The sequence below is a fragment of the Streptomyces sp. NPDC056738 genome (assembly GCF_042790435.1).
Classification (GTDB): domain Bacteria; phylum Actinomycetota; class Actinomycetes; order Streptomycetales; family Streptomycetaceae; genus Streptomyces.
On the sequence record NZ_JBHTZF010000003.1, the window covers coordinates 761,731 to 783,628 of the forward strand.

Sequence of the window (21,898 nt, forward strand, 5' to 3'; positions counted from 1 at the left end):
TGCGCCATCCTTCCACGGGACCCGCACACAGCGCGATGTCCGTTTCCCGCCGGTGCCGGGCCGTCGCGCGCGTGAGCCTTGGGGTATGACGACGTACACCGCACAGCCCATCGGCGCGGCCGCCCTGAAGGAGCTCCGCGACACCGACGACGCGGGCCGCCGGCCCGTCCCGCTGACCGACGAGGAGGGCGGGTCCCCCTTGCGGTGCTGTCTGCGCCGCAGCGAGCCCGGGGAGCGTGTCTGCCTGGTCTCCTACGCCCCGTTGCGCCGCTGGGCGGCACGGACCGGAGCGCAGCCGGGTCCCTACGAGGAGACGGGCCCGGTCTTCGTCCACGCGGACGAGTGCGCGGGCCCGGCCACGGACGTCCTGCCCTTCACGAACGCCCACCGCGTGGTCCGCCGCTATTCGGCCCAGGGACACATCCTGGGCGGCCGGCTGGCCGCGACGCCGTCCGCGTTCGGCGAGGCCTTCACGGAGGCGTTCGCGGACCCGGAGGTGGCGCTGGTCCACGTACGGGCGGTGGAGTACGGCTGCTTCCTGTACGAGGTGCGGCGGCCCTGAGGCGGCGCGGCGGAGCGGCCGGGAAACGCGTCGAGGGAGTCCGCGCACCGGTGGGTGCGCGGACTCCCTCGACACGGAGTCGGTGGGCGGGGTTCAGCCCTGCTTCGGCTGCTTGTGGGACTTGTCCAGGACCATCACGAGGGCGGTGATGCCCCCGAACAGCACGAGCGGCAGCGCGACGTAGAGGCCGAGCGTCTCGATCACGCTCAGGCCGGAGCCGGGGTCGTCGCCGTCGTCGCGGGTCAGCGCGAGCGCGGGGGACGACATGAGCAGCATCATCAGCGTCGTGCCGGCCGCCAGGGCACCGGCGCGCAGGGCGTTCTTCTTGTCCACGGTGCAAACGTAGCGAACACCCGACCGGGCCGCGCGCCCGGGGTGCCGTACGGAGGTCACGGGGCGCGGGGCGGCCGCTCCGGAGGGCTCCCGGACCCGCCCGTGCGGTCGCTCTCGGCCCGTACGACGTCGATGAGGGCGTGCAGCCTGGGCGAGGCGGCCAGTTCCTCCAGGGTCACCGGGCGGCCCTCGGCGTCGGCGACGGGCAGCCGCCAGTTGGGGTACTCGTCCCAGGTGCCCGGAAGGTTCTGCGGGCGGCGGTCGCCGACGGCGTCCGGGAGCCAGACGCCGATCAGCCGGGCCGGGGTGCGCAGCAGGAAGCGGTGCACGGCCTGGATCTCGGCCTCCTCCACCGAGGCGGGCGCCCCGCCGCTCGGACCGCGCAGCAGCCCGAGCCGGGAGAGCAGGGCCAGCCACTCCCGGACGTCCGCGGCGGCGGCCGCCCGTTCCTCGTCGAGCGAACCGGTCAACAGTCCGAGCCGGTCGCGGAGTTCGACGTGCTCGCCGGTGAACCGGGCCGCGGTGGACGGCAGGTCGTGGGTGGTGGCGGTGGCCAGGCAGTCGGTGCGCCAGGCCTCGGGCGGCAGGGGCAGGCCGTCCCCGTCCCAGTCGCGTTCGAACCACAGCACGGAGGTGCCGAGCACTCCGCGTTCCTGGAGCTTCTCGCGCACCCCGGGTTCGACGGTGCCGAGGTCCTCGCCGATGACCAGCGCTCCGGCCCGCGAGGCCTCCAGGACGAGGATCGCGAGCATCGCCTCGGCGTCGTAGCGGACGTACGTGCCCTCGGTGGGGGGCTGCCCCTCGGGGATCCACCAGAGCCGGAACAGGCCCATGACGTGGTCGATGCGCAGGGCGCCCGCGTGCCGCAGGAGCGCGCGCAGCAGCCGGCGGTAGGGGGCGTAGCCGGAGGCGGCGAGCCGGTCGGGCCGCCAGGGCGGCAGGCCCCAGTCCTGGCCGCGGGCGTTGAAGGCGTCGGGGGGCGCGCCGACGGACATGCCGGCGGCGAAGTACTCCTGCTGGGCCCAGGCGTCGGCTCCGTCGGGGTGGACGCCGACGGCGAGGTCGTGCACGAGACCGACGGCCATGCCCGCGTCGCGCGCGGAGCGCTGGGCGCGGGCGAGCTGGGCCTCGGTGAGCCAGGCGAGCCGGCTGTGGAAGTCGACGCGGTCCATCAGTTCGGCCCGGGCTCGGGCGGTCGCGGACGAGCGGGGGTCGCGCAGGGCCGCGGGCCAGTTCCGCCAGTCGGAGCCGTGCACCTCGGCGAGCGCGCACCAGGTGGCGTGGTCCTCCAGCGCGCGGCCCTCCTCGGCGAGGAAATCGGCGTACGCGGCCTGCCGTCCGGGCCCGAGCGGGACGGCGCGCACCGCCGCGAGGGCCTCGCGCTTGAGCTCCCACACGGCGTCGCGGTCGATGAGCGCGCCCTTGCGCAGAACGGAGTCGCGCAGCCGTTCTGCGCGCTCGCGCAGGGTGCGCAGCCGGTCCTGGTCCTCGGCGTAGGGGTACTCGGGGATGTCCTCGACGCGCAGGTGCACCGGGTCGGGGAAGCGGCGGGAGGAGGGCCGGTACGGGGAGGGGTCGGTGGGGTCGCCGGGCACGGCCGCGTGCAGCGGGTTGACCTGGACGAATCCGGCGCCGAGCGCCCGTCCCGCCCAGGCGGTCAGTTCGGCGAGGTCGCCGAGGTCGCCCATGCCCCAGGAGTGGCGGGAGAGCAGGGAGTAGAGCTGGACGAGCAGGCCGTAGGCGCGTCCGGGCGGCGCGGGCAGCCGGGTGGGGGCGACGACGAGGTGGGCGTCGGCGGCGCGGCCGTCGGGGGCACTGGCGTGCAGCGTGTGGACACCCGGCGGAAGGTTCTCGGCGGACGCCCGGGACTCGCCCTGTTCGGTGGTCACGCTCAGGCGGGTGCCGTCCGGCAGCGCGGCGATCTCGGCGGGGACGAGTCCGCCCCAGCACACCAGGGTCGGCGGCAGCAGCCGCCGCGCCGTCCCGGCCTCGTGCAGCGCGAGGGCGGCCCGGACGGCCTCCGGGGTGCTCGCGTCGACGCCGAGGGCGGCCAGGATCGCGACGAGCGCCGTGTCGGGCGCCGCGATCGTGCGGCCGGGGGACGGGCTGTACTCGGGGGCGACACCGTGCAGTTCGGCGAGCTGGGACAGGGGCGTCCGCGGCGCCGGCTCCGAGGCCGTCCGCGGCGGGTCGGCGGGCCCGGTGGGTGGCATCAGACCCCCGACGCGGCGCCGGCCGAGGTGGGCTCGCTCGTCAGATGCGCGGTGTCCGCGAGCGGCGGCTCACTGGTCAGCGGCTCGGCGTCGGGCAGCGGGGGTTCGCTGGTCAGCGGTGCCGCCGTGCAGGCGCTCTCCGAGCCGAGCGGGCTCAGGTGGGCGTCCTCGGGCTCGGCGGACGCCCGGCCGGCGCGGGGGCCGGGGACGGACGAGTGAGCCGCGCGTTCGGACAGGGCCGTGAGGAGCAGGTGTGCCGATGCGGCCACGGGGGCCTCCTTGTCGAGGTCGGATACGGCGACCGGGGGCATTCCGGCGGTTCGTGCCGGAAACGGATGCCCCGGGCGGTCATCGCAGCCCTACCCCGTGGGCGCGACGGCAGACGCTCACGGACGGACAACGTGGTCCTGGTCACACTCCGTCGCCGTCCCGCGGGGCCGGACCGCGCCTCCAGGCTGGGGTAATCCCGGCACTTCGGCCACTCTCGTTGACACCCTCACCACCCGAATGGTGGGCTCGACGGCACACCGAAGCCGCAGCCGGGATGGCGGGCTACGAGGGGGAACCGTGCGACTCGGGCGTGGAAAAGGAGCGACCGCACTGGCGTTCGCCGTGGTCGCGAGCACGTTCGTGACGGCCCCCGCGGCTCTCGCGGCGCCCCACGGCCCGGCGGCCTCCGCGGACGACCGCGAACCCGCCGGAGGCGACCAGGCCGCCGGGAGCACCGCGCCCGCCGTCTGGCCGCGCCCTCAGTCGCTGCGCGCGAACGGCACCCCGGTCACCGTCACGGACGAGGTCGTCCTGGTCACCCCCGCGGCGGACACCTCCGGCGGCTCGCGTCCGGCGGGTTCGTACGCCCCGGGCGTCCCCCTGGCCCCGCACGCCCCCGGCGTGAGCGTCGACGCGTACGCCCCGGACAGCGATCTCGACCCGTACGCCCTCGAAGCGCTGCGCGCGTTGCTGCGACAGGCCGGCGCGCGCACGATCACAACCGCGCGTGACGGTGACGCGCTCCCGGCGCACGCGCTGGTGGTGCGGCTGGGGACGGACACCGCGGACACCGGCGGGCGGGGCGCCGGGACCTTCGGCGTCCCGCCCGCCACATCCGGCTCCCTGGAGCGGGCGCTCACGGCGCTCGGCGCCGCGCCCCGGGCCGATCTGCCCTCCGGCGGCTACCGGCTGGCCGTCGGCCGCGTGGACGGCCGGGACACGGTCGCGCTCGCGGGAGTCGGCGAGGACGGCCTGTTCCACGGGGTGCAGAGCCTCGGTCAACTCCTGGGCGCCGACCGCCGGATCGCCGGTGCCGTCGTCCGCGACTGGCCCGGCACCGCCGTGCGGGGCGTCACCGAGGGGTTCTACGGCAGCCCGTGGACCCCCGAACAGCGGCTCGCGCAGCTCGACTTCATGGGCAGGACCAAGCAGAACCGCTACGTGTACGCGCCCGGCGACGACCTCTTCCGGCAGGCGCGCTGGCGTGAGCCGTACCCGGCCGGGGAGCGCGCCCGCTTCCGGGACCTGGCGGAGCGGGCGCGCCGCAACCACGTCACGCTGACCTGGGCGGTGGCCCCGGGGCAGGCGATGTGCTTCTCCTCGGACGCCGACGTCAAGGCCCTGACGCGCAAGCTCGACGCCATGTGGGCGCTCGGATTCCGGTCCTTCCAGCTCCAGTTCCAGGACGTCAGCTACACCGAGTGGCACTGCGGGGCGGACGCGGACGCGTTCGGCTCCGGCCCCGGCGCGGCGGCGAAGGCACAGGCACGGGTGGCGAACGCCGTGGCCCGGCATCTCGCCGCCCGCCACCCGGAGGTGGCCGCGCTGTCCCTGATGCCGACGGAGTACTACGAGGACGGTTCGACCGACTACCGCCGGAAGCTGGCGGCCGCCCTGGACAAGGGCGTCGAGATCGCCTGGACGGGCATCGGGGTCGTGCCGAAGACCATCACCGGCGGCGAACTGGCCCGCACCCGGGCGGTGTTCGGCAGCCACCGGCTCGTCACCATGGACAACTACCCCGTCAACGACTACGCCCAGGACCGCGTCTTCCTCGGCCCCTACCAGGGGCGCGACCCTGCGGTGGCCACCGGTTCGGCGGCCCTGCTCGCCAACGCGATGCCCCAGGCCGAAGCCTCCCGCATCCCGCTGTTCACGACGGCCGACTACGCCTGGAACCCGCGGGACTACCGCCCCCAGGAGTCCTGGCGGGCCGCGATCGAGGACCTCGCGGGCGGGGACGCCGAGGACGCGGACGCGCTGCGCGCGCTGGCCGGGAACGAGGCCTCCTCCGTCCTCGGCGGCGAGGAGTCGGCTTACCTGCGCCCGCTCATGGAGGCGTTCTGGCAGGCGCGGACAGGCACGGACCGCGCGGCGGCCGAGAGTGCGGCCGGGCGGCTGCGCGCCGCCTTCACGGTGATGCGCGAGACGCCGGGGCGGCTGGCCGGCCGCCCTATCGCCACCGAAGTGGCTCCCTGGACCGAGCAGTTGGCGCGCTACGGCGCGGCCGGTGAGACGGCCGTCGACCTGCTCGCCGCCCAGTCGAACGGTGACGCGACGACGGCGTGGGCGGCGTACCGCGCCCTGAACCGGCTGCGCGGCGAACTCGCGGCGAGCGGGGCGAAGGTCGGCACGGGCGTGCTCGACCCGTTCCTGAAGCGGGCCCGCACGGCGTACGAGCAGTGGGCGGGCCTCGACAACGAGTCCTCCACCGGCCGGGACACCCCGAAGAACCCCGGCGCGGCCGGGAACGGCGGCACCGGAACCGGCGGCGGGGGCACGGCGGACCCGGGCGGAAAGGGCGACGGCGGCGCGGACGGCGCGGGGGCCGCGCCGGACGACGGCACCACGGGGGACGGCGACGCGCGGGACGGCCGTCTCGTGCTGCTCCCGCGCCCGCGCACCCTCACCGACCTCAGCGTGCTCACCGACCCCACCGCGACGGGCTTCGTCGAGGCCCACGTGCCGGGCGAGGGCTGGCGGTACCTCGGCCCCCTCACCGCCGGGGGCGCGACGGAACTCGGCGCGGCGCAGCTCGGCGCGCGGGGCGTGCGCGTGGACGCGCTGCGGGTCGTGGGACCCGGGCGTTCCCAGGTCCGCCACCTCGTGCCGTGGTTCGCCGACACGCCCGCCGCGGCCCTGGACCTGGAACGCACCACGACGGACGTGGAGATCGGCGGCACGGAGCGGATCACCGCCCGGCTGACGTCCCTGCGCCCCACCGGCGTCAGGGGTGAGCTGACCGCACGCGCCCCCGAGGGCATCCGGGTCAAGGTCTCCCGGCCCTCGCCCACCCTGGCGCGTGGCGCCGTGGTCGACAGCGTCGTCGAGGTCACGGTCCCTCAGGGAACGCCGTCGGGCTCGTACGAGGTGACGGTCGCGTTCGGCGCGCAGACCCGCACCCTGACGGTCCGCGCCTTCCCGCGTACGGCGGGCCCCGACCTCGCCCGCACCGGCACGGCCTCCTCGTCCGCCGACGAGACCCCCGACTTCCCGGCCTCGGCGGCCAACGACGGGGACCCGGCGACCCGCTGGTCCTCCCCGGTGGACGACGGCGCCTGGTGGCAGGTGGAGCTGGCCGAACCGGCGCGCCTCGGCCGGCTCGTGCTGACCTGGCAGGACGCGCACCCCTCCGCGTACCGCGTCCAGGTCTCCGCCGACGGCCGCGTCTGGCGCACGGCGACGACCGTGACCGACAGCCGCGGCGGCCGGGAATCCCTCCGCTTCGACGAACGCGACGTCCGCTACGTCCGCGTCCAGGGGACGCGGAGGGCCACGGCGTACGGGTACTCACTGTGGTCGGCGGAGGCGTACGCGGTCGCGGAGTGAGGCCCGGCCGGGGCTCTCGCCGCTCCCGGCTTCCCTCTGCACTCTCTCGCGCTCCCGCGTGCCCCTCGGCACTACCCGACGCTCCTCGGCTCTCCTCCGCGCCCCTCGGGCAATGGGTGATCAGCTTTTCGTGGCCAGCTATTCACTCAGTACATATCTTGAGTGCATACTGATCTCCATGAGCACCCGTCACATCCTGTTGGGGCTGCTCGCCGGAGGACCCAGCCATGGGTACGACCTCAAGCGACGCCACGACGAACGCTTCCCGCAGGCCCGCCCCCTGGCGTACGGGCAGGTGTACACGACCTTGCAACGGCTGGTCCGCGACGGCCTCGCCGCGGTCGACGGCACCGACTCGGACGGAGGACCCGAGCGGACCCTGTACCGCTCGACCGGGGACGGAACGCGTGAACTGACCCACTGGGCGGGCGAGATCGCGCCCCCTGCACCCTTCGTGACGAACGAGATCTTCGCCAAGGTCGTCGTCTCGATCCTGGCCTCGGCCGACCCGGCCGGCTATCTGCGGGCGCAGCGCGCCGCGCACATGGCGCGGATGCGCGAGCTCACGGCGGTCAAGACGGCACCCGGCGCGGACCTCGCGACCGTCCTGTCGGCCGACTACGCCCTCAACCACCTCGACGCCGATCTCCGCTGGATGGCGACCACGGCGGCCCGGCTCACCACCCTGACCGCGGAGGTCGACACAGCATGAGCACCCCCCTTCTGACCGCCAGGGACCTGGTCAAGGCGCACGGCCCGACCCCCGCCCTGCGCGGCGCCTCACTGGACCTGGCCGCGGGCGAGGTCCTCGCCGTCACCGGGGCCAGCGGCAGCGGCAAGTCCACCCTGCTCCACTGCCTGGCCGGCATCGTCAGGCCCGACGGCGGAACGGTGGAGTACGCGGGTGAGCGCCTCGACCTGCTCCCGGAGAAGCGGCTCGGCGAGCTGCGCCGCACGGACTTCGGGGTGGTGTTCCAGTTCGGCCAGCTCATCCCCGAACTGACCGCCGCCGACAACGTGGCGCTGCCCCTGCTGCTCGCGGGCGCCTCACGGGCGGCCGCGCGGGAGCGGGCGGGCGAGTGGCTGGAGCGGTTCGGCGTGCGGGGGCAGGAGGCGCTGCGGCCCGGTGAGATGAGCGGCGGCCAGGCCCAGCGGGTCGCGCTGGCCAGGGCCCTCGTCACGGATCCGAAGGCCGTCTTCGCGGACGAGCCGACCGGCGCGCTGGACTCCCTCGCCGGGGAGCAGGTGATGACCGCCCTGATCCACACCGCCCGGGAGGCCGGCACGGCGGTCCTGCTGATCACGCACGACGCCCAGGTGGCGGCGTACGCGGACCGTGAGATCTCGCTGCGGGACGGCGTCGTGACCGGCTCCGACACCCCGGCGACGGCCCCGGCGGCCACGACGGAGGTGTCCCGGTGAGGACCGACCTCCGTATCGCCCTGCTCCTGACCCGCGGTTCCGACCGGCGCGAGGGGTGGCGGGTCGCGCTCACGGCCGTGGGGGCGGCCCTCGCCACCGGGCTCTGCCTGGCGGCCGTCGCCATCGCCTCGCTCCAGGGGCAGTACGCCCTGCCGCTCGCCCACGGCCTGCTCCAGCAGCCGGGCGAACGGGCGGGCGTGGTCCTGACCCTGCTGCTCCTGCTGGTGCCGGTCCTCGGGTTCCTCGGGCAGTGCGCCCGCATCGGGGCCGTGCACCGCGACCGGCGGATGGCCGCGCTGCGCCTCGCCGGCGCCGCCCCCGCGCAGGTGCGGCGGATCGCCGCGCTGGAGGCGGGCCTCGCGTGTCTGACCGGCTCGGCCGTCGCCACCGGCGTCTCCGCCGGGGTCCTGCTGCGCCAGTGGCACAACCCGCCGGCGGTCGTCTGGGCCGGCTTCGCGGGAATCGCCCTCGCCGTGCCCGTGCTGGGCGCGCTGGTGAGCGCGCTGGCCCTGCGCCGGGTGGTGGCCTCACCGCTGGGCTGGGTGCGCCGCACGCGCCCGAGCCGCGGGCGGGGTCCGGGCCTCGCCGTGCTCCTGACGGCTCTCGTGATACTTCTCACCGGGCTCGTCCTCGCTCCGCGCAGCTTCGGCGGGTTCGAGACGACTCCGCTGTTCGTGTTCGGCGTGGTGATCATCACGGGCACCGGCGCCATCTGGGCGGCCGGGGCGAGCGCCCGGCTGACGGGCCGCGTGCTCGCGGAGCGGACGGGAAACCCGGCGGTGCTGATCGCGGCCGAGCGGCTGCGGGACGACCCCTGGGCGGGTGCCCGCACCCATGCGGCGGTGCTGCTGGTGACGGTGGTGGGGACGGGCTTCGTCGGCATACGGCAGGTCCTGCTCGACGCGCTCGCCGGGCGTGACCGCGCCTCGCTGCCCGCCGACCCGGCCTTCTACACGACCGGTCTCGATCTCGTGGGCGCCGCGATCCTGCTCGCCCTCGCGATCACCCTGTCCGGGCTGGCCGTGGGGACCGCCGAATCGCTGGCCGCCCGCCGCCGCGGCCTCGCCGCGCAGGCTGCGGCGGGAGTGCCGCGGTCGGTGCTGGGGCGGGCTCTGATCCTGGAGACCGCGCTGCCGCTGGCCCCGGCGGTCGCGCTGGCCGGGGCCGGGGGCCTGGCGATCGGCGTCTGGTACGGGCAGCTCGCGGGCGATGGATCCGTGCCGGTGCTGCCGCTGGTCGTCCCCGTCGCCGTCTACGCGGCGTCCCTGCTGGCCGCGGCCACGTCGCGACCTCTCCTGCGCCGCTCGGTGCGGCCCGCGGAGCTGCGTCACGCGTGATGCGCGCCCGGTCCGTCCCGGTCCCGTCCGCGGAAGGTGGGCCCGGCGCCCCGGCACGCGGACCGGGCCCGAAGCCCGCGGACGGAGCCGGTGACCGAGTGCCCGTTGACCCTCTGGCGCGCGAGCAGGGCACGGTGTCCGCGCGGCACGCGGACAGGGCCGGCCGGCCGTGCGGCACGGGGGCGGCTGCCGGAAGGCACGGGGGTCCTCCCGGTCAGCCGGAGGTGGCGGCGGCCGAGGCCGGCGCCACCAACGCGAAGGCCCGGATCGTCAGGCTGAGATGCCGTCGATCCGGGCCATGGCGTCGTCCGCGCCGTACGGTTGGAGGTAGGGCATCCAGCGCGGGTCCCTGTGCCCGGTTCCGATGATGCGCCAGGCGAGCCCCGTCGGCGGGGCGGGTTTGTGGCGCAGGCGCCAGCCGATCTCCACCAGGTGGCGGTCGGCCTTCGTGTGGTTGCAGCGGCGGCAGGACGCCACCACGTTGTCCCAGGCGTGCTGACCCCCGCGGGAGCGCGGGATGACGTGGTCGACGCTGGTTGCGACGCCACCGCAGTACATGCACCGGCCGCCGTCGCGGGCGAACAGAGCTCGCCTGGTCAGCGGGACGGGCCCTCGGTAGGGGACCCGGACGAACCTCTTCAGCCGGACCACGCTGGGTGCGGGGACAGTAACGGTCGCGCTGTGCATGAAGGCGCCGGATTCCTCGAGACAGACGGCTTTGTTCTCGAGGACGAGGACGAGCGCGCGGTGGAGCGGTACGACGCCGAGCGGCTCGTACGACGCGTTGAGGACCAGGACGTGCGGCACGGATGCCTCCTTGTACGCCGGCGGCGCGTGGCTCGCGCCGGGACGATCTGCAGTCAGTCTCCCCTCATGCCTGGTGGTGGCGCCACCATGTCCCGGTAACGGGCTGGGAGTGTTTTCGACCACACCCCCTACATCCCCAGGTGAGCACGGTCTCTCCCCCGTAGATGACAACGATCCACACACGATGCCCCGTTAGTGTGGTGGTTCTGCCCGGACGGCAACCCCTCCCGTGTCCCCGCCGCGGGCAGACCGCTACGCCTGGAGGTACCTGCTGTGTCCCTGCCCGTCCTATCGGCCCTGGCGGCCGGTCCGGCTCCGTCGCCGTCCCCCTCGACGACGACCGGTCCGGTGACCCCCACGCTTCAGGACGCCCAGGAGAAGGCGACCCATGCCGCGAGCTGGGTCGAGGAGAACTGGTCGACCTGGCTGGCCATAGGTCTGCGTGTCCTGCTGGTGCTGGTGATCGCGGCGATACTGAGAGTGTTCGTGCGCCGGGCGATCACCAAGCTCATCGACCGGATGGGCCGCACCGCCGAGGCGGTCGACGGCACGGCGCTGGGCGGCCTGCTGGTGAACGTGGAGCGCCGCCGTCAGCGCTCCCAGGCCATCGGCTCGGTCCTGCGCTCGGTCGCGTCCTTCCTGATCATGGGCACCGCCGCGCTGATGATCCTCAGCACGTTCGAGATCAACCTGGCCCCGCTGCTCGCCTCGGCGGGTGTGGCCGGTGTCGCGATCGGTTTCGGCGCCCGCAACCTGGTCACGGACTTCCTCTCCGGCGTCTTCATGATCCTGGAGGACCAGTACGGCGTCGGCGACGTGATCGACGCGGGTGTGGCCTCCGGCGAGGTCATCGAGGTGGGTCTGCGCGTGACCAAGCTGCGCGGCGACAACGGCGAGATCTGGTACATCCGCAACGGCGAGGTCAAGCGCATCGGGAACCTCTCCCAGGGCTGGGCGACGGCCGGTGTGGACGTCACGGTCCGCGCCTCGGAGGACCTGGACCACGTCCGGTCCGTCATCGGCGAGGTCGCCGAGACCATCAGCAAGGAAGAGCCCTGGAACGAGCGTCTGTGGGGCCCGATCGAGATCCTGGGCCTGGACAGCGTCCTCCTCGACTCGATGGTGGTCCGGGTCTCGGCCAAGACGATGCCCGGCAAGGCCATGTCCGTGGAGCGCGAGCTGCGCTGGCGCATCAAGCGCGCCTTCGACGCCGCGGAGATCCGCATCGTGGGCGGCCCCACCGCGCCCGCGGAGGAGGAGCCCCTCGACCCGTCGGCCGCGGTGGCGGCCCCGTCGGTGTACGCCAACGCCGAGTCCCCCCAGTCGGTGGCGACCTCACCCATCCCGGCTCCGGCCGCGGCCCCGGCTCAGTCGAGCGTGCCGAAGTAGGACACGGCGGTACGGGGAAGGGGCGGCGTCCGGAACATCCGGGCGCCGCCCCTTCCCCGTCGGGTGCCCCCTTCGCCGTCGGGTGCCCCTTTCGCCGTCGCTCGCCCCTTCGCCACCAGGTGCCCCTTCACCGTCGCGCACCCCATCGCCACCGGGTGCCCCTTCACCGTCGCGCGCCCCTTCACCACCGGCCCCTCCACGAGCGCTCACCCCGGCCCGCCGGCCGGCGCGCGGTTGATCGTCTTCACACGACCCCCGCATTCCGGCCACCTTCTCCGGCCGTCTACTGTCGCAGCCACAGCGGGCCCTTGTTCTGGAGCTCAACGCCCAGGGGACCGCCTCGAATGTGGGGAACCATGCACAAGTACGCCATAGGTGCCGCCGTGTCCGGCGCCCTGGCCCTGTCCGCCCTGGCCGTGCCGTCCGCGTCGGCCGCCACGCCGGACCTGACCTTCTCCGACGTGGCCGTCAACAACGGCAAGCCGATCGTCGTGGGCACCACCACCACGGTGAAGGTCCCGGTGACGTACACCTTCGTGCGGCCCGCCGACCTCGTCGTCGACGGCGTGAAGAGCGTCGCGGGCATCCTCCTGTACCGCGGGGCGTCGCTCTCGCGGCAGGAGAACGAGCTGGGGCCGGACGACGCCCCGGTCTGCACCACCACGGCCACGACGGCGACGACCGTCACGCAGTCCTGCCACGAGGCCATCTACGTCGAACCCGACGAGTACCTCTACGAGGCCGCGGACGCCGGCACCTGGAAGGTGGCCGGCTTCTACAGCAGCAACACCTCGGACAACGACGACTCCGACAACCACATCAGCATGCAGTTCGGCTACGACATGTGGGGGGTTCCCGGCTCCGCCCAGGTCAAGCGCGCCGCCAGGCTCACCGTCAACGCCACTCCCGAGCCGGTGAAGAAGGGTGCCACCCTCACCGTCAAGGACGCGCTGACGCGTGCCGACTGGGCGTCGGGCAAGTACACCGGCTACAAGGGCCAGCCGGCCGCCCTTCAGTTCAAGGCCAAGGGCGCCGCCTCCTACAAGACCGTCAAGACGGTGACCTCCGGCACCGCGGGCGCCCTGAGCACCACGGTCAAGGCCGCGGCCGACGGCACCTACCGCTACTCGTTCGCGGGCACGTCCACCACGGGCACCGCCACGGCCGCCGGCGACTACGTCGACGTGAAGTAGCCGAGGCCGGCGCCTCCTCCGTCCCACCCGAGCCTCCTCCGCCCCACCCGAGCCGCCCCCGCAGCAGACGAACTCGTCCGCGGCGGGGGCGGCTTCGCGCGTTCCGGCGACGACCCCGCGACCCGGACGGCGGTTGCTCTTGACGCCCGCACCCCCTCCGGCCTACTTTCCTCGCACCAGCAATAGGAAACTTTTCTAACAATGATCTTGGGTGGACTTCCCGAAGGCACCCCTGGGAAGCTGGTCGGTCGAAGAAGGGCAGGTGGCGACACCATGGCAGGATCCGCCGGCACGCCGGGCACCCCGCGCGTCCTGCGCGCGATGAACGACCGCGCCGCCCTCGATCTGCTGCTCGCGCACGGACCGCTCTCGCGGACCCGGATCGGGAAGCTCACCGGGCTGTCCAAGCCCACCGCCTCCCAGCTCCTCGCCCGCCTGGAAGCCGCCGGGCTCGTCCTGGCCACCGGCACCAGCGAGGGCCGACCGGGCCCCAGCGCCCAGCTCTACGAGGTCAATCCGGGCGCCGCGCACGCCGCGGGCCTCGACGTCACCCCCGAGCGGATCCTCGCCGCCGTCGCCGACATCACCGGCCGCACGATCGGCACGTACGAACTGCCCACCCCCGGCCGCCGCGCGGCCCAGCCCGTCGTACGGCAGGTCACCGACGCCCTCGACGGCGCGGTGAAGGCCGCCGGGCTCGCCCGCGACGACGTCCGCCGTCTGGTCATCGCGACGCCCGGCGCCTTCGACCCCAACACCGGCCGGCTGCGCTACGCCTCGCACCTGCCCGGCTGGCACTCCCCCACGCTCCTCGACGAACTGGCCGCGGCCCTGCCGATGCCCGTCGAGTACGAGAACGACGTCAACCTCGTGGCCATCGCCGAGCAGCGGCTCGGCGCCGCCCGGGGCCACGAGGACTTCGTCCTGCTGTGGAACGAGGGCGGTCTCGGCGCCGCCCTCGTCCTCGGCGGCCGGCTGCACCGCGGCTGGACCGGCGGCGCGGGCGAGGTCGGCTTCCTGCCGGTGCCCGGCGCGCCCCTGGTGCGCCAAGTGACCCGCGCCAACAGCGGTGGCTACCAGGAGCTCGCCGGCTCCCAGGCCCTCCCCGCGCTGGCCCGTGAACTCGGCGTCCAGGACCTGCCCACCGGCCCGTACACCGAGGTCGCGGCCACCCTCGTCGAACGGGCCGCCGCCGTCGACACGGGCCCCTACCGGCAGCTCCTGGAGCGGTACGCGACCGGACTGGCCACCGGTCTGGCCTCCCTCGTCTCCGTGCTCGACCCCGAACTGGTCGTCCTCAGCGGAGCCTCGCTCACCGCGGGCGGCGAACCGCTGCGCGCTTTGGTCCAGGCCGAACTGGAGGAGCTGGCCGCGTCCCGGCCGCGCCTCGTCGTCGGCGACGTCCACGAACACCCCGTGCTGCGCGGGGCGCTGGAGAGCGCCCTGGCGGCCACCCGCGACGAGGTCTTCGACACCTCCCGCTGAGTCCGCCCGCCCCGCCGCTCCCCTCCTTCCCGAGCCCCCACCCCGTCATGTCCCGCCCCGTCCTTCGCAGGGAGATCCCGCCATGCCCGGAATGTCACGAAAGGCGGCCGTCGCACTCGCCGCGTCCGCCTCGATAGCCCTCCTCGCCACCGCCTGTACCGGCCAGTCCGACAGCGGCGGAGGCGACGACGCGTCCAAGGAACAGACGATCAACTTCTGGCACGGCTGGAGCGCGCCGAACGAGGTCAAGGCCGTGAAGTCGCTGGTCGCAGGCTTCGAGAAGGCGCACCCCAACATCCACGTGAACATCGTCGGCAACATGACCGACGACAAGATCAACCAGGCGCTGCGCGCGGGCGGCGACAAGGCCCCGGACGTGGTCTCGTCCTTCACCACCAACAACGTGGGCAAGTTCTGCTCGTCCGGCGCCTTCGTCGATCTGAACCCCTACTTCAAGAAGGCGAACATCGACCCCGAGACGGCCTTCCCGAAGGCCATGAACGAGTACACCCAGTTCGACGGCAACCGCTGCACGGTGCCGCTCCTCGGTGACGCGTACGGGCTCTACTACAACAAGGACGCGTTCGCGAAGGCCGGGATCGCCTCCCCGCCGAAGACCTGGTCCGAGTTCGAGAAGGACGCCAAGAAGCTCACGATCGCCCAGGGCGACTCGTACTCCCAGCTCGGCTTCATGCCGAACTACCACGGCTGGGAGTCCACCACCGAGCACTACTTCGGGCAGTTCTCGCCGACGTACTTCGACAGCGCGGGCAAGTCGAACGTCGCCAAGGACCCCGCCTTCACGGCCGGGTTCACGCTCCAGAAGAAGCTCGTCGACGAACTCGGCGGCTTCAAGAAGCTGGAGACCTTCCGTTCCAAGCTCGGTGACGAGTGGGGCCCCAAGCACCCCTTCCACACCGGTCAGGTGGCCATGCAGCTCGACGGCGAGTGGCGGCTCGGCATGGCCGAGGAGGCCAAGCCGGACTTCGAGATCGGCGTCGCCCCGCTGCCCGTCCCGGACGACCAGGCGGACCAGTACGGCAAGGGCTACATCACCGGCACGATCGCGGGCATCCCGTCCACCAGCAGGAAGCAGAACGCGGCCTGGGAGCTGGTCAAGTACATGACCACGAACACGGACGCGGTGGTCGGCTTCGCCAACGACATCCACAACGTGCCCTCGACGCTCGCCGCCCTCAAGTCACCGAAGCTGAAGTACGACCCGCGCTTCAAGACGTTCCTGGACATCGCCTCGAACCCGAACTCGACGACGACCCCGGCGTCCATCAACGGCGGCACCTACCTCGTGACGCTCCAGCAGTTCGGATACGACTACGAGAGCGGCAGGACGAAGGATCTGAAGGCGGGCCTCGCGGCCACGGCCAAGCAGATCGACACGGACATCGCGCAGGCGAAGTAGCCGCACGGACATGACCACTGTCACCCTCGCCTCCAAGCGCCGCAGGTCGGCGCTGCGGACCCTCGCCTTCATGTCGCCCTGGCTGATCGGCTTCGCGGTCTTCTTCGCCTACCCGCTGATCTCCACCGTCTACTTCTCCTTCATGCACTACGACGGCTTCAGGGCGCCGACGTGGAGCGGGACGCAGAACTGGCGCTACGTCTTCGAGAACTACCCGCTGTTCTGGCCCGCGTTGCGCAACACCCTGTGGCTGGTCCTCGTCATGGTGACCCTGCGGGTGCTGTTCGGGCTCGGCGTCGGACTGCTGATCACGAAGATCAAGACGGGCACGGGGGTCTTCCGCACCCTCTTCTACCTGCCCTACCTCGCCCCGCCGGTGGCCGCCACCATGGCCTTCGCCTTCCTCCTCAACCCCGGCACGGGACCGGTCAACTCGCTGCTGGAGAAGGTCGGCATCTCGGCCCCCGGCTGGTTCAACGACCCCTCCTGGTCCAAGCCCGCCCTGACCCTGCTGGCCCTGTGGGGCATCGGCGACCTGATGGTCATCTTCATGGCCGCGCTGCTGGACGTACCCACCGAGCAGTACGAGGCCGCCGAACTGGACGGCGCCTCGGCCTGGCAGCGCTTCCGGTACGTCACGCTGCCGAACATCTCGCCCATCGTGATGTTCGCCGTGGTCACCGGGGTCATCCAGACCATGCAGTACTACACCCAGCCGCTGATCGCCGGGAAGGTCGCCTCCGGCGTCATCCAGGGCGCCGGCACGCAGTTCGAGCCCGGCTACCCCGACAAGTCGACGCTCACCCTGCCCCAGCTCGTCTACAACCTCGGCTTCCAGCGCTTCGACTACGGCTCCGCCTGTGTGGTCGCGCTCGTGCTGTTCGCCCTGTCCATGGTGTTCACCGCGTTCCTGATGCGGCGCCGGGGCGGCCTCATCCAGGCAGGTGACTGACCGATGACCCAAGTACTCGACAAGCCGGTGGGGCTGGCGAAGCCCGTCTCCCCCGCCGAGCGCACCGCCCGCCGCAGGGCCCTCCTGGAGTGGGTCGCGGTCCACTCCCTGGGCGTCGCGGCCGCCCTCTTCTTCGTGCTGCCCTTCGTGTTCGTGTTCCTGACCTCGCTCATGAGCGACAGCCAGGCACTCAGCCGCGACCTGATCCCGCACACCTGGGAGTGGGGCAACTACAAGAAGGTCTTCGACACCCCCGGCTTCCTCACCTGGTGGAAGAACACCCTGCTGTACGCCGGCTTCGGCACGGTCCTGACGGTCGTCTCGTCGATCCCCGTCGCCTACGCCCTGGCCAAGTTCCGCTTCCGCGGCCGGAATCTGTCGCTGATGCTGGTCATCTCGATGATGATGCTGCCGCCGCAGGTCGTGATCATCCCCATGTACCTGTTCTGGGCCAAGCAGCTCGACCTGTCCGGCACCCTGTGGCCGCTGATCATCCCGATGGCGTTCGGGGACGCGTTCTCCATCTTCCTGCTGCGCCAGTTCCTGATGACCATCCCGAACGAGTACCTGGACGCCGCCAAGGTCGACGGCTGCGGGGAGCTGCGGACGCTGCTCAAGGTCGTCCTCCCGATGGCGAGGCCCGGCATCGCGGCCGTCGCGCTCTTCCAGTTCTTCTACGCCTGGAACGACTACTTCGGACCCCAGATCTACGCGTCCGAGAACCCGGGCGCCTGGACGCTGAGTTACGGCCTGGAGTCGTTCAAGGGCGCGCACCACACCGACTGGAATCTCACCATGGCCGCGACCGTCCTGGTCATGGCCCCCGTGATCCTCGTGTTCTTCTTCGCGCAGAAGGCGTTCGTCGAAGGTGTCACGCTCACCGGAGTGAAGGGTTAACCATGAAACTCACCGTGGTCGGCGGAGGGTCGACCTACACCCCCGAACTCATCGACGGCTTCGCCCGGCTCAGGGACACCCTGCCCGTCGAGGAACTCGTCCTCGTCGACCCGGCCGCGGAGCGCCTGGAGCTCGTCGGCGGCCTGGCCCGCCGGATCTTCGCCCGCCAGGGCCACCCCGGCCGGATCGTCACCACCTCCGACCTGGACGCGGGTGTCGAGGGCGCCGACGCCGTGCTCCTCCAACTGCGCGTCGGCGGCCAGGCGGCCCGCGAGCAGGACGAGACCTGGCCGCTGGAGTGCGGCTGCGTCGGGCAGGAGACGACCGGCGCGGGCGGCCTGGCCAAGGCGCTGCGCACGGTTCCGGTGGTCCTGGACATCGCCGAGCGGGTCCGCCGCGCCAACCCGGACGCGTGGATCATCGACTTCACCAACCCGGTCGGCATCGTGACCCGGGCCCTGCTCCAGGCCGGCCACAAGGCGGTCGGCCTGTGCAACGTGGCGATCGGCTTCCAGCGGAAGTTCGCCGCGCTGCTCGGGGTCTCCCCCGCCGATGTGCATCTCGACCATGTGGGCCTCAACCACCTGACCTGGGAGACCGGTGTGCGCCTGGGCGGTCCCGCGGGCGAGAACGTCCTGCCCCGGCTGCTCGCCGAACACGGCGACTCCGTCGCCGCGGACCTGCGTCTGCCCCTGTCCCTGGTCGAGCGCCTCGGCGTGGTCCCCTCGTACTACCTGCGCTACTTCTACGCGCACGACGAGGTCGTCCGGGAACTGCGCACCAAGCCCTCCCGGGCCGCCGAGGTGGCGGAGATGGAACGGCAGTTGCTGACCATGTACGGCGACCCGGCGCTCGACGAGAAGCCGGAGCTGCTGGCGAAGCGGGGCGGCGCCTACTACTCCGAGGCGGCCGTCGACCTCGCCGCCGCGCTGCTCGGCGGGGGCGGCAGCCCCTACCAGGTGGTGAACACGTACAACCGGGGAACCCTGCCGTTCCTGCCGGACGACGCCGTCATCGAGGTGCAGGCCGCGGTCGGCGCCAAGGGGGCCGCGCCGCTGCCGGTGCCCCCGGTCGACCCGCTCTACGCGGGACTCGTGGCGAACGTGACCGCGTACGAGGATCTCGCCCTGGACGCCGCCCTGCGCGGCGGGCGCGACCGCGTCTTCCGGGCGCTGCTGGCCCATCCCCTCGTCGGCCAGTACGCCCTGGCCGACGCCCTGACCGACCAGTTGATCGCGCACAACCAGGAGCACCTCGCGTGGGCATGACCTCGACGGAAACCGGTGCCGGGACGGCCGCCGGGTCCGGCCCCGCGGGCCTCGTGCTGGCCATCGACGCGGGGAACAGCAAGACCGACGTCGCCGTGGTCGCCGCGGACGGCACGGTGGCGGGCACCGCGCGCGGAGGCGGGTTCCGGCCCCCCGCCGTCGGGGTCGAGACGGCGGTGGACGCCGTCGCCGACGCCGTGCGACGGGCCTTCGACGAGGCGGGCGTCACCTCGGTCGCCCATGTCTCCGCCTGCCTCGCCAACGCCGACCTGCCGGTGGAGGAGGAGCAGTTGGCCGCCGCGCTCGACGCGCGCGCGTGGGGCGCGGGGGTGGAGGTACGCAACGACACCTTCGCGATCCTGCGGGCCGGGATCGCCGAACCGCGCGGTGTCGCCGTGGTCTGCGGGGCCGGCATCAACTGTGTCGGCATGCGGCCCGACGGCCGCACCGCCCGTTTCCCCGCCATCGGCCGCATCTCGGGCGACTGGGGCGGCGGCTGGGGTCTGGCGGAGGAGGCCCTGTGGCACGCGGCACGGGCCGAGGACGGCCGGGGCGGCGAGACCGCGCTGGCCCGCACGCTGCCCGCGCACTTCGGCCTGGACTCCATGTACGCGCTCATCGAGGCACTGCACCTGGAGCACATCCCGAACGCGCGGCGACACGAGCTGACGCCGGTCCTGTTCGCCACGGCGGCGGACGGCGACCCGGTGGCCCGCGCGCTCGTCGACCGTCTCGCGGACGAGGTGGTCGCGATGGCGACGGTCGCCCTGGACCGGCTCGGCCTGCTCGCCGAGGAGACCCCGGTCCTCCTCGGCGGCAGCATCCTCGCCGCCCGCCACCCCCGGCTCGACGACCGGGTCCGCGAACTCCTGGCCGTCCGCGCGCCCAAGGCGGTCCCCCGGGTGGTCACCGCCCCGCCGGTCCTGGGCGCCGCGCTCCTGGGCCTGGACCACGTCCGGGCCGCGGGCGAGATCCACGCGCGCGTGCGGGCGTTCTACGAAGGGGACTGAGGAGACACGCGGGGTCCGGGCGCCGGGAGCGGCGCCCGGGGCTCCGGAACCGTCCATGACCTGGCCCACAGGGGCGGGAACCAATCCGATCCGGAACACGTGTTCATGAGCAGGGGGGTGGCGCGGGGGAATCGTGCTGCGCCGTGATCCGAACAAGATCCAGGCAAGGCCTGTGCGGATGCCGGTAAGGGCGGCGATACTTGCCGCCGTGCACGTACGCCGGCCGGCCGCGCCCACCGCGTCCGCGGTGAGCGTGCCCGAGCGGATGACCATGGGGGAGGTCGACAGTGACACACCCGCCGAAGGGCAGCGCGGCGCCACCGGGGCGGGGCGCGCCCACGATGCCGGCCGTCCCGGCCCAGTCCGGGCCTCCCCGGCCGCCGGACGGATCTCCCCTGGTCCAGGGCGCCTTCGGGGCCCCTCCGGGCTCTCCCCCGGCTCCCGTCGCGGCACCGCGGCGCACGGCGTGGGCGGAGGGTGCGGACCGGCTGCGCGCCGCGGCGACGACGGAGCCGGGGCGGCTGCGGATCATCGGCGCCTTCCTCGCCCTGCTGGTCGTCGCGTTCGGCGCGGTCACCGCCTGGCAGATGACGGAGCGTTCGGCCGCCGCGGACAACGTGCTGCACAGCAGCCAGCCGCTGAGCGCGAGCGCCGCGGACATCTACCGCTCGCTGGCCGACGCCAACACCGCCGCCTCCAGCGGCTTCCTGGCGGGCGGTCAGGAGTCGAAGGAGACCCGCGACCGCTACGAGGAGGACATCAGGACGGCGGCCGCGAAGCTGATCACCGCGGCCAACAGCTCCGAGCCGGGCTCCTCCGCGGCCAGGACGATCTCCCAGCTCAACGAACTGCTGCCCGAGTACAAGGGCCTGGTCGAGCGGGCCCGCGCCAACAACCGGCAGGGCTACCCGCTGGGCGGCGCCTACCTGCGGTACGCGAACGACACGATGCAGCAGAAAATGCTCCCGAGGGCCGAGCAGCTCTACCTGAGCGAGAACCGGCGGCTGAACGCCGACTACGCCGACGCCAAGCCCTACCCGTGGGCCGCGATCGCGCTCGGGGCCGTCGCGCTCGGCGCCCTCGCCTGGGCCCAGCGGCGCAACTACCACCGTACGAACCGGGTGCTGAACCAGGGCATGGCCGCCGCCACCGCGGCGTCGCTGGCCGTGCTGCTGTGGCTCACCGTCGGCCACACGGTCGCCCGGTCCGGACTGAACGAGTCGTACGACCACGGGGTCCGCTCCCTGAACGTGCTGCACGACGCGCAGATCGCGTCCCTGAAGGCGCGGGGCAACGAGAACCTCACCCTGATCAGCCGGGGCGCCGAGAGCAAGGTCCTGCCCGACAAGTCGACCGTCGATCTGTACGACTACAGCTTCGACCTCGACATGAAGAGGCTCACCGACCGCCTCGCCGCGGCCGCGGACCTCGCGAACGACAGCTCGGGCGAGCGGCCCGTCGAGGCCGCGACCGCCAACATGAAGGTCTGGAAGCAGCGTCACGTGAAGGCCCGCGAGGCCGACAACAACGGCGAGTACCAGGTCGCGCTGGACCGGGTCATCGGCTCCCCCGACAAGAAGCCCACGGGCGAGTGCTTCGACGGCGTCGACAAGAACCTGGGGATCGCGCTCACGCACGAGCAGGACGAGTTCCAGCGGGCGGCCGGCGACGGCCTGGGCGCCATGACCGGCCTCCCGGTCGGCGCCGCGGTCCTCGCCGTGCTGGCCGCCGCGGGCGCGGTGCTCGGCATCGGCCGCAGGCTTTCGGAGTACCGGTGAGAGGGGGAGCTTC

At 73.2% G+C, this 21,898-nt stretch carries 18 protein-coding genes; 14 read left to right on the forward strand and 4 right to left on the reverse strand.

Annotated elements, in window-relative coordinates; genetic code table 11:
* The first annotated feature begins 85 nt into the window (after nucleotides 1–85).
* On the forward strand, nucleotides 86–562 hold the full coding sequence (locus tag ACFRIC_RS10925) for a DUF1203 domain-containing protein (RefSeq protein ID WP_382782640.1): 477 nt from the start codon (nucleotides 86–88) through the stop codon (nucleotides 560–562).
* A gap of 93 nt (nucleotides 563–655) precedes the next feature.
* On the opposite strand, the gene ACFRIC_RS10930 is transcribed toward ACFRIC_RS10925, so the two are convergent.
* The 3 genes from ACFRIC_RS10930 to ACFRIC_RS10940 are packed head-to-tail and all read right to left on the reverse strand — an operon-like array spanning nucleotide 656 to nucleotide 3,377.
* Nucleotides 656–895: a hypothetical protein gene (locus tag ACFRIC_RS10930; RefSeq protein ID WP_339129379.1), complete on the reverse strand. Its 240-nt coding sequence runs from the start codon at nucleotides 893–895 to the stop codon at nucleotides 656–658.
* A 56-nt stretch (nucleotides 896–951) separates the two neighbouring features.
* Nucleotides 952–3,108, reverse strand: a complete 2,157-nt coding sequence (malQ, locus tag ACFRIC_RS10935) for a 4-alpha-glucanotransferase (protein WP_382782642.1) — start codon at nucleotides 3,106–3,108, stop codon at nucleotides 952–954.
* Nucleotides 3,108–3,377 (reverse strand): hypothetical protein, encoded by a 270-nt coding sequence (locus ACFRIC_RS10940; RefSeq protein WP_382782645.1) that lies wholly within the window; start codon nucleotides 3,375–3,377, stop codon nucleotides 3,108–3,110. Before ACFRIC_RS10940 ends, malQ begins: the two co-directional genes overlap by 1 nt.
* Before the next feature lie 298 nt (nucleotides 3,378–3,675).
* On the opposite strand from ACFRIC_RS10940, the gene ACFRIC_RS10945 reads away from it, so the two are divergent.
* The 4 genes from ACFRIC_RS10945 (at nucleotide 3,676) to ACFRIC_RS10960 (ending at nucleotide 9,686) form a co-directional block, all read left to right on the forward strand.
* On the forward strand, nucleotides 3,676–6,927 hold the full coding sequence (locus ACFRIC_RS10945; protein ID WP_382782648.1) for a beta-N-acetylglucosaminidase domain-containing protein: 3,252 nt from the start codon (nucleotides 3,676–3,678) through the stop codon (nucleotides 6,925–6,927).
* A gap of 178 nt (nucleotides 6,928–7,105) precedes the next feature.
* On the forward strand, nucleotides 7,106–7,639 hold the full coding sequence (locus ACFRIC_RS10950; RefSeq protein WP_382782651.1) for a PadR family transcriptional regulator: 534 nt from the start codon (nucleotides 7,106–7,108) through the stop codon (nucleotides 7,637–7,639).
* Nucleotides 7,636–8,349, forward strand: a complete 714-nt coding sequence (locus tag ACFRIC_RS10955; protein ID WP_382782654.1) for an ABC transporter ATP-binding protein — start codon at nucleotides 7,636–7,638, stop codon at nucleotides 8,347–8,349. The genes ACFRIC_RS10950 and ACFRIC_RS10955 overlap by 4 nt, the downstream gene beginning before the upstream one ends.
* Entirely contained in the window at nucleotides 8,346–9,686 is a 1,341-nt protein-coding gene (locus ACFRIC_RS10960) for an FtsX-like permease family protein (RefSeq protein WP_382782656.1), read from the forward strand. The genes ACFRIC_RS10955 and ACFRIC_RS10960 overlap by 4 nt, the downstream gene beginning before the upstream one ends.
* A gap of 270 nt (nucleotides 9,687–9,956) precedes the next feature.
* On the opposite strand, the gene ACFRIC_RS10965 is transcribed toward ACFRIC_RS10960, so the two are convergent.
* Entirely contained in the window at nucleotides 9,957–10,493 is a 537-nt protein-coding gene (locus tag ACFRIC_RS10965; RefSeq protein WP_037618871.1) for an HNH endonuclease, read from the reverse strand.
* Between the two features lie 273 nt (nucleotides 10,494–10,766).
* Here ACFRIC_RS10965 and ACFRIC_RS10970 point away from each other — a divergent pair, with 273 nt between their 5' ends.
* The 9 genes from ACFRIC_RS10970 to ACFRIC_RS11010 all read left to right on the forward strand — a co-directional run bounded on the left by ACFRIC_RS10970 (nucleotide 10,767) and on the right by ACFRIC_RS11010 (nucleotide 21,885).
* The gene (locus ACFRIC_RS10970; RefSeq protein WP_382782661.1) at nucleotides 10,767–11,882 is read left to right on the forward strand and encodes a mechanosensitive ion channel family protein; all 1,116 of its coding nucleotides are present in this window, start codon (nucleotides 10,767–10,769) and stop codon (nucleotides 11,880–11,882) included.
* 356 nt (nucleotides 11,883–12,238) lie between these two features.
* Nucleotides 12,239–13,075 (forward strand): hypothetical protein, encoded by an 837-nt coding sequence (locus ACFRIC_RS10975; RefSeq protein WP_382782664.1) that lies wholly within the window; start codon nucleotides 12,239–12,241, stop codon nucleotides 13,073–13,075.
* Between the two features lie 273 nt (nucleotides 13,076–13,348).
* Entirely contained in the window at nucleotides 13,349–14,560 is a 1,212-nt protein-coding gene (locus ACFRIC_RS10980; protein WP_382782666.1) for an ROK family transcriptional regulator, read from the forward strand.
* Nucleotides 14,561–14,642: 82 nt separating this feature from the next.
* A complete protein-coding gene (locus tag ACFRIC_RS10985) occupies nucleotides 14,643–15,980 on the forward strand; it encodes an ABC transporter substrate-binding protein (protein ID WP_382782669.1) in 1,338 nt (445 codons plus the stop codon).
* Nucleotides 15,981–15,990: 10 nt separating this feature from the next.
* Nucleotides 15,991–16,932 carry a carbohydrate ABC transporter permease gene (locus ACFRIC_RS10990; protein WP_382782671.1) on the forward strand — a complete coding sequence of 314 codons (942 nt, stop codon included), beginning with the start codon at nucleotides 15,991–15,993 and terminating at the stop codon, nucleotides 16,930–16,932.
* 3 nt (nucleotides 16,933–16,935) lie between these two features.
* Entirely contained in the window at nucleotides 16,936–17,829 is an 894-nt protein-coding gene (locus ACFRIC_RS10995; RefSeq protein ID WP_382782675.1) for a carbohydrate ABC transporter permease, read from the forward strand.
* Nucleotides 17,830–17,831: 2 nt separating this feature from the next.
* The gene (locus ACFRIC_RS11000; RefSeq protein WP_382782676.1) at nucleotides 17,832–19,097 is read left to right on the forward strand and encodes a 6-phospho-beta-glucosidase; all 1,266 of its coding nucleotides are present in this window, start codon (nucleotides 17,832–17,834) and stop codon (nucleotides 19,095–19,097) included.
* On the forward strand, nucleotides 19,094–20,107 hold the full coding sequence (locus tag ACFRIC_RS11005) for an N-acetylglucosamine kinase (RefSeq protein ID WP_382782679.1): 1,014 nt from the start codon (nucleotides 19,094–19,096) through the stop codon (nucleotides 20,105–20,107). The genes ACFRIC_RS11000 and ACFRIC_RS11005 overlap by 4 nt, the downstream gene beginning before the upstream one ends.
* Nucleotides 20,108–20,394: 287 nt before the next feature.
* On the forward strand, nucleotides 20,395–21,885 hold the full coding sequence (locus ACFRIC_RS11010) for a hypothetical protein (protein WP_382782683.1): 1,491 nt from the start codon (nucleotides 20,395–20,397) through the stop codon (nucleotides 21,883–21,885).
* Nucleotides 21,886–21,898: the final 13 nt, after the last annotated feature.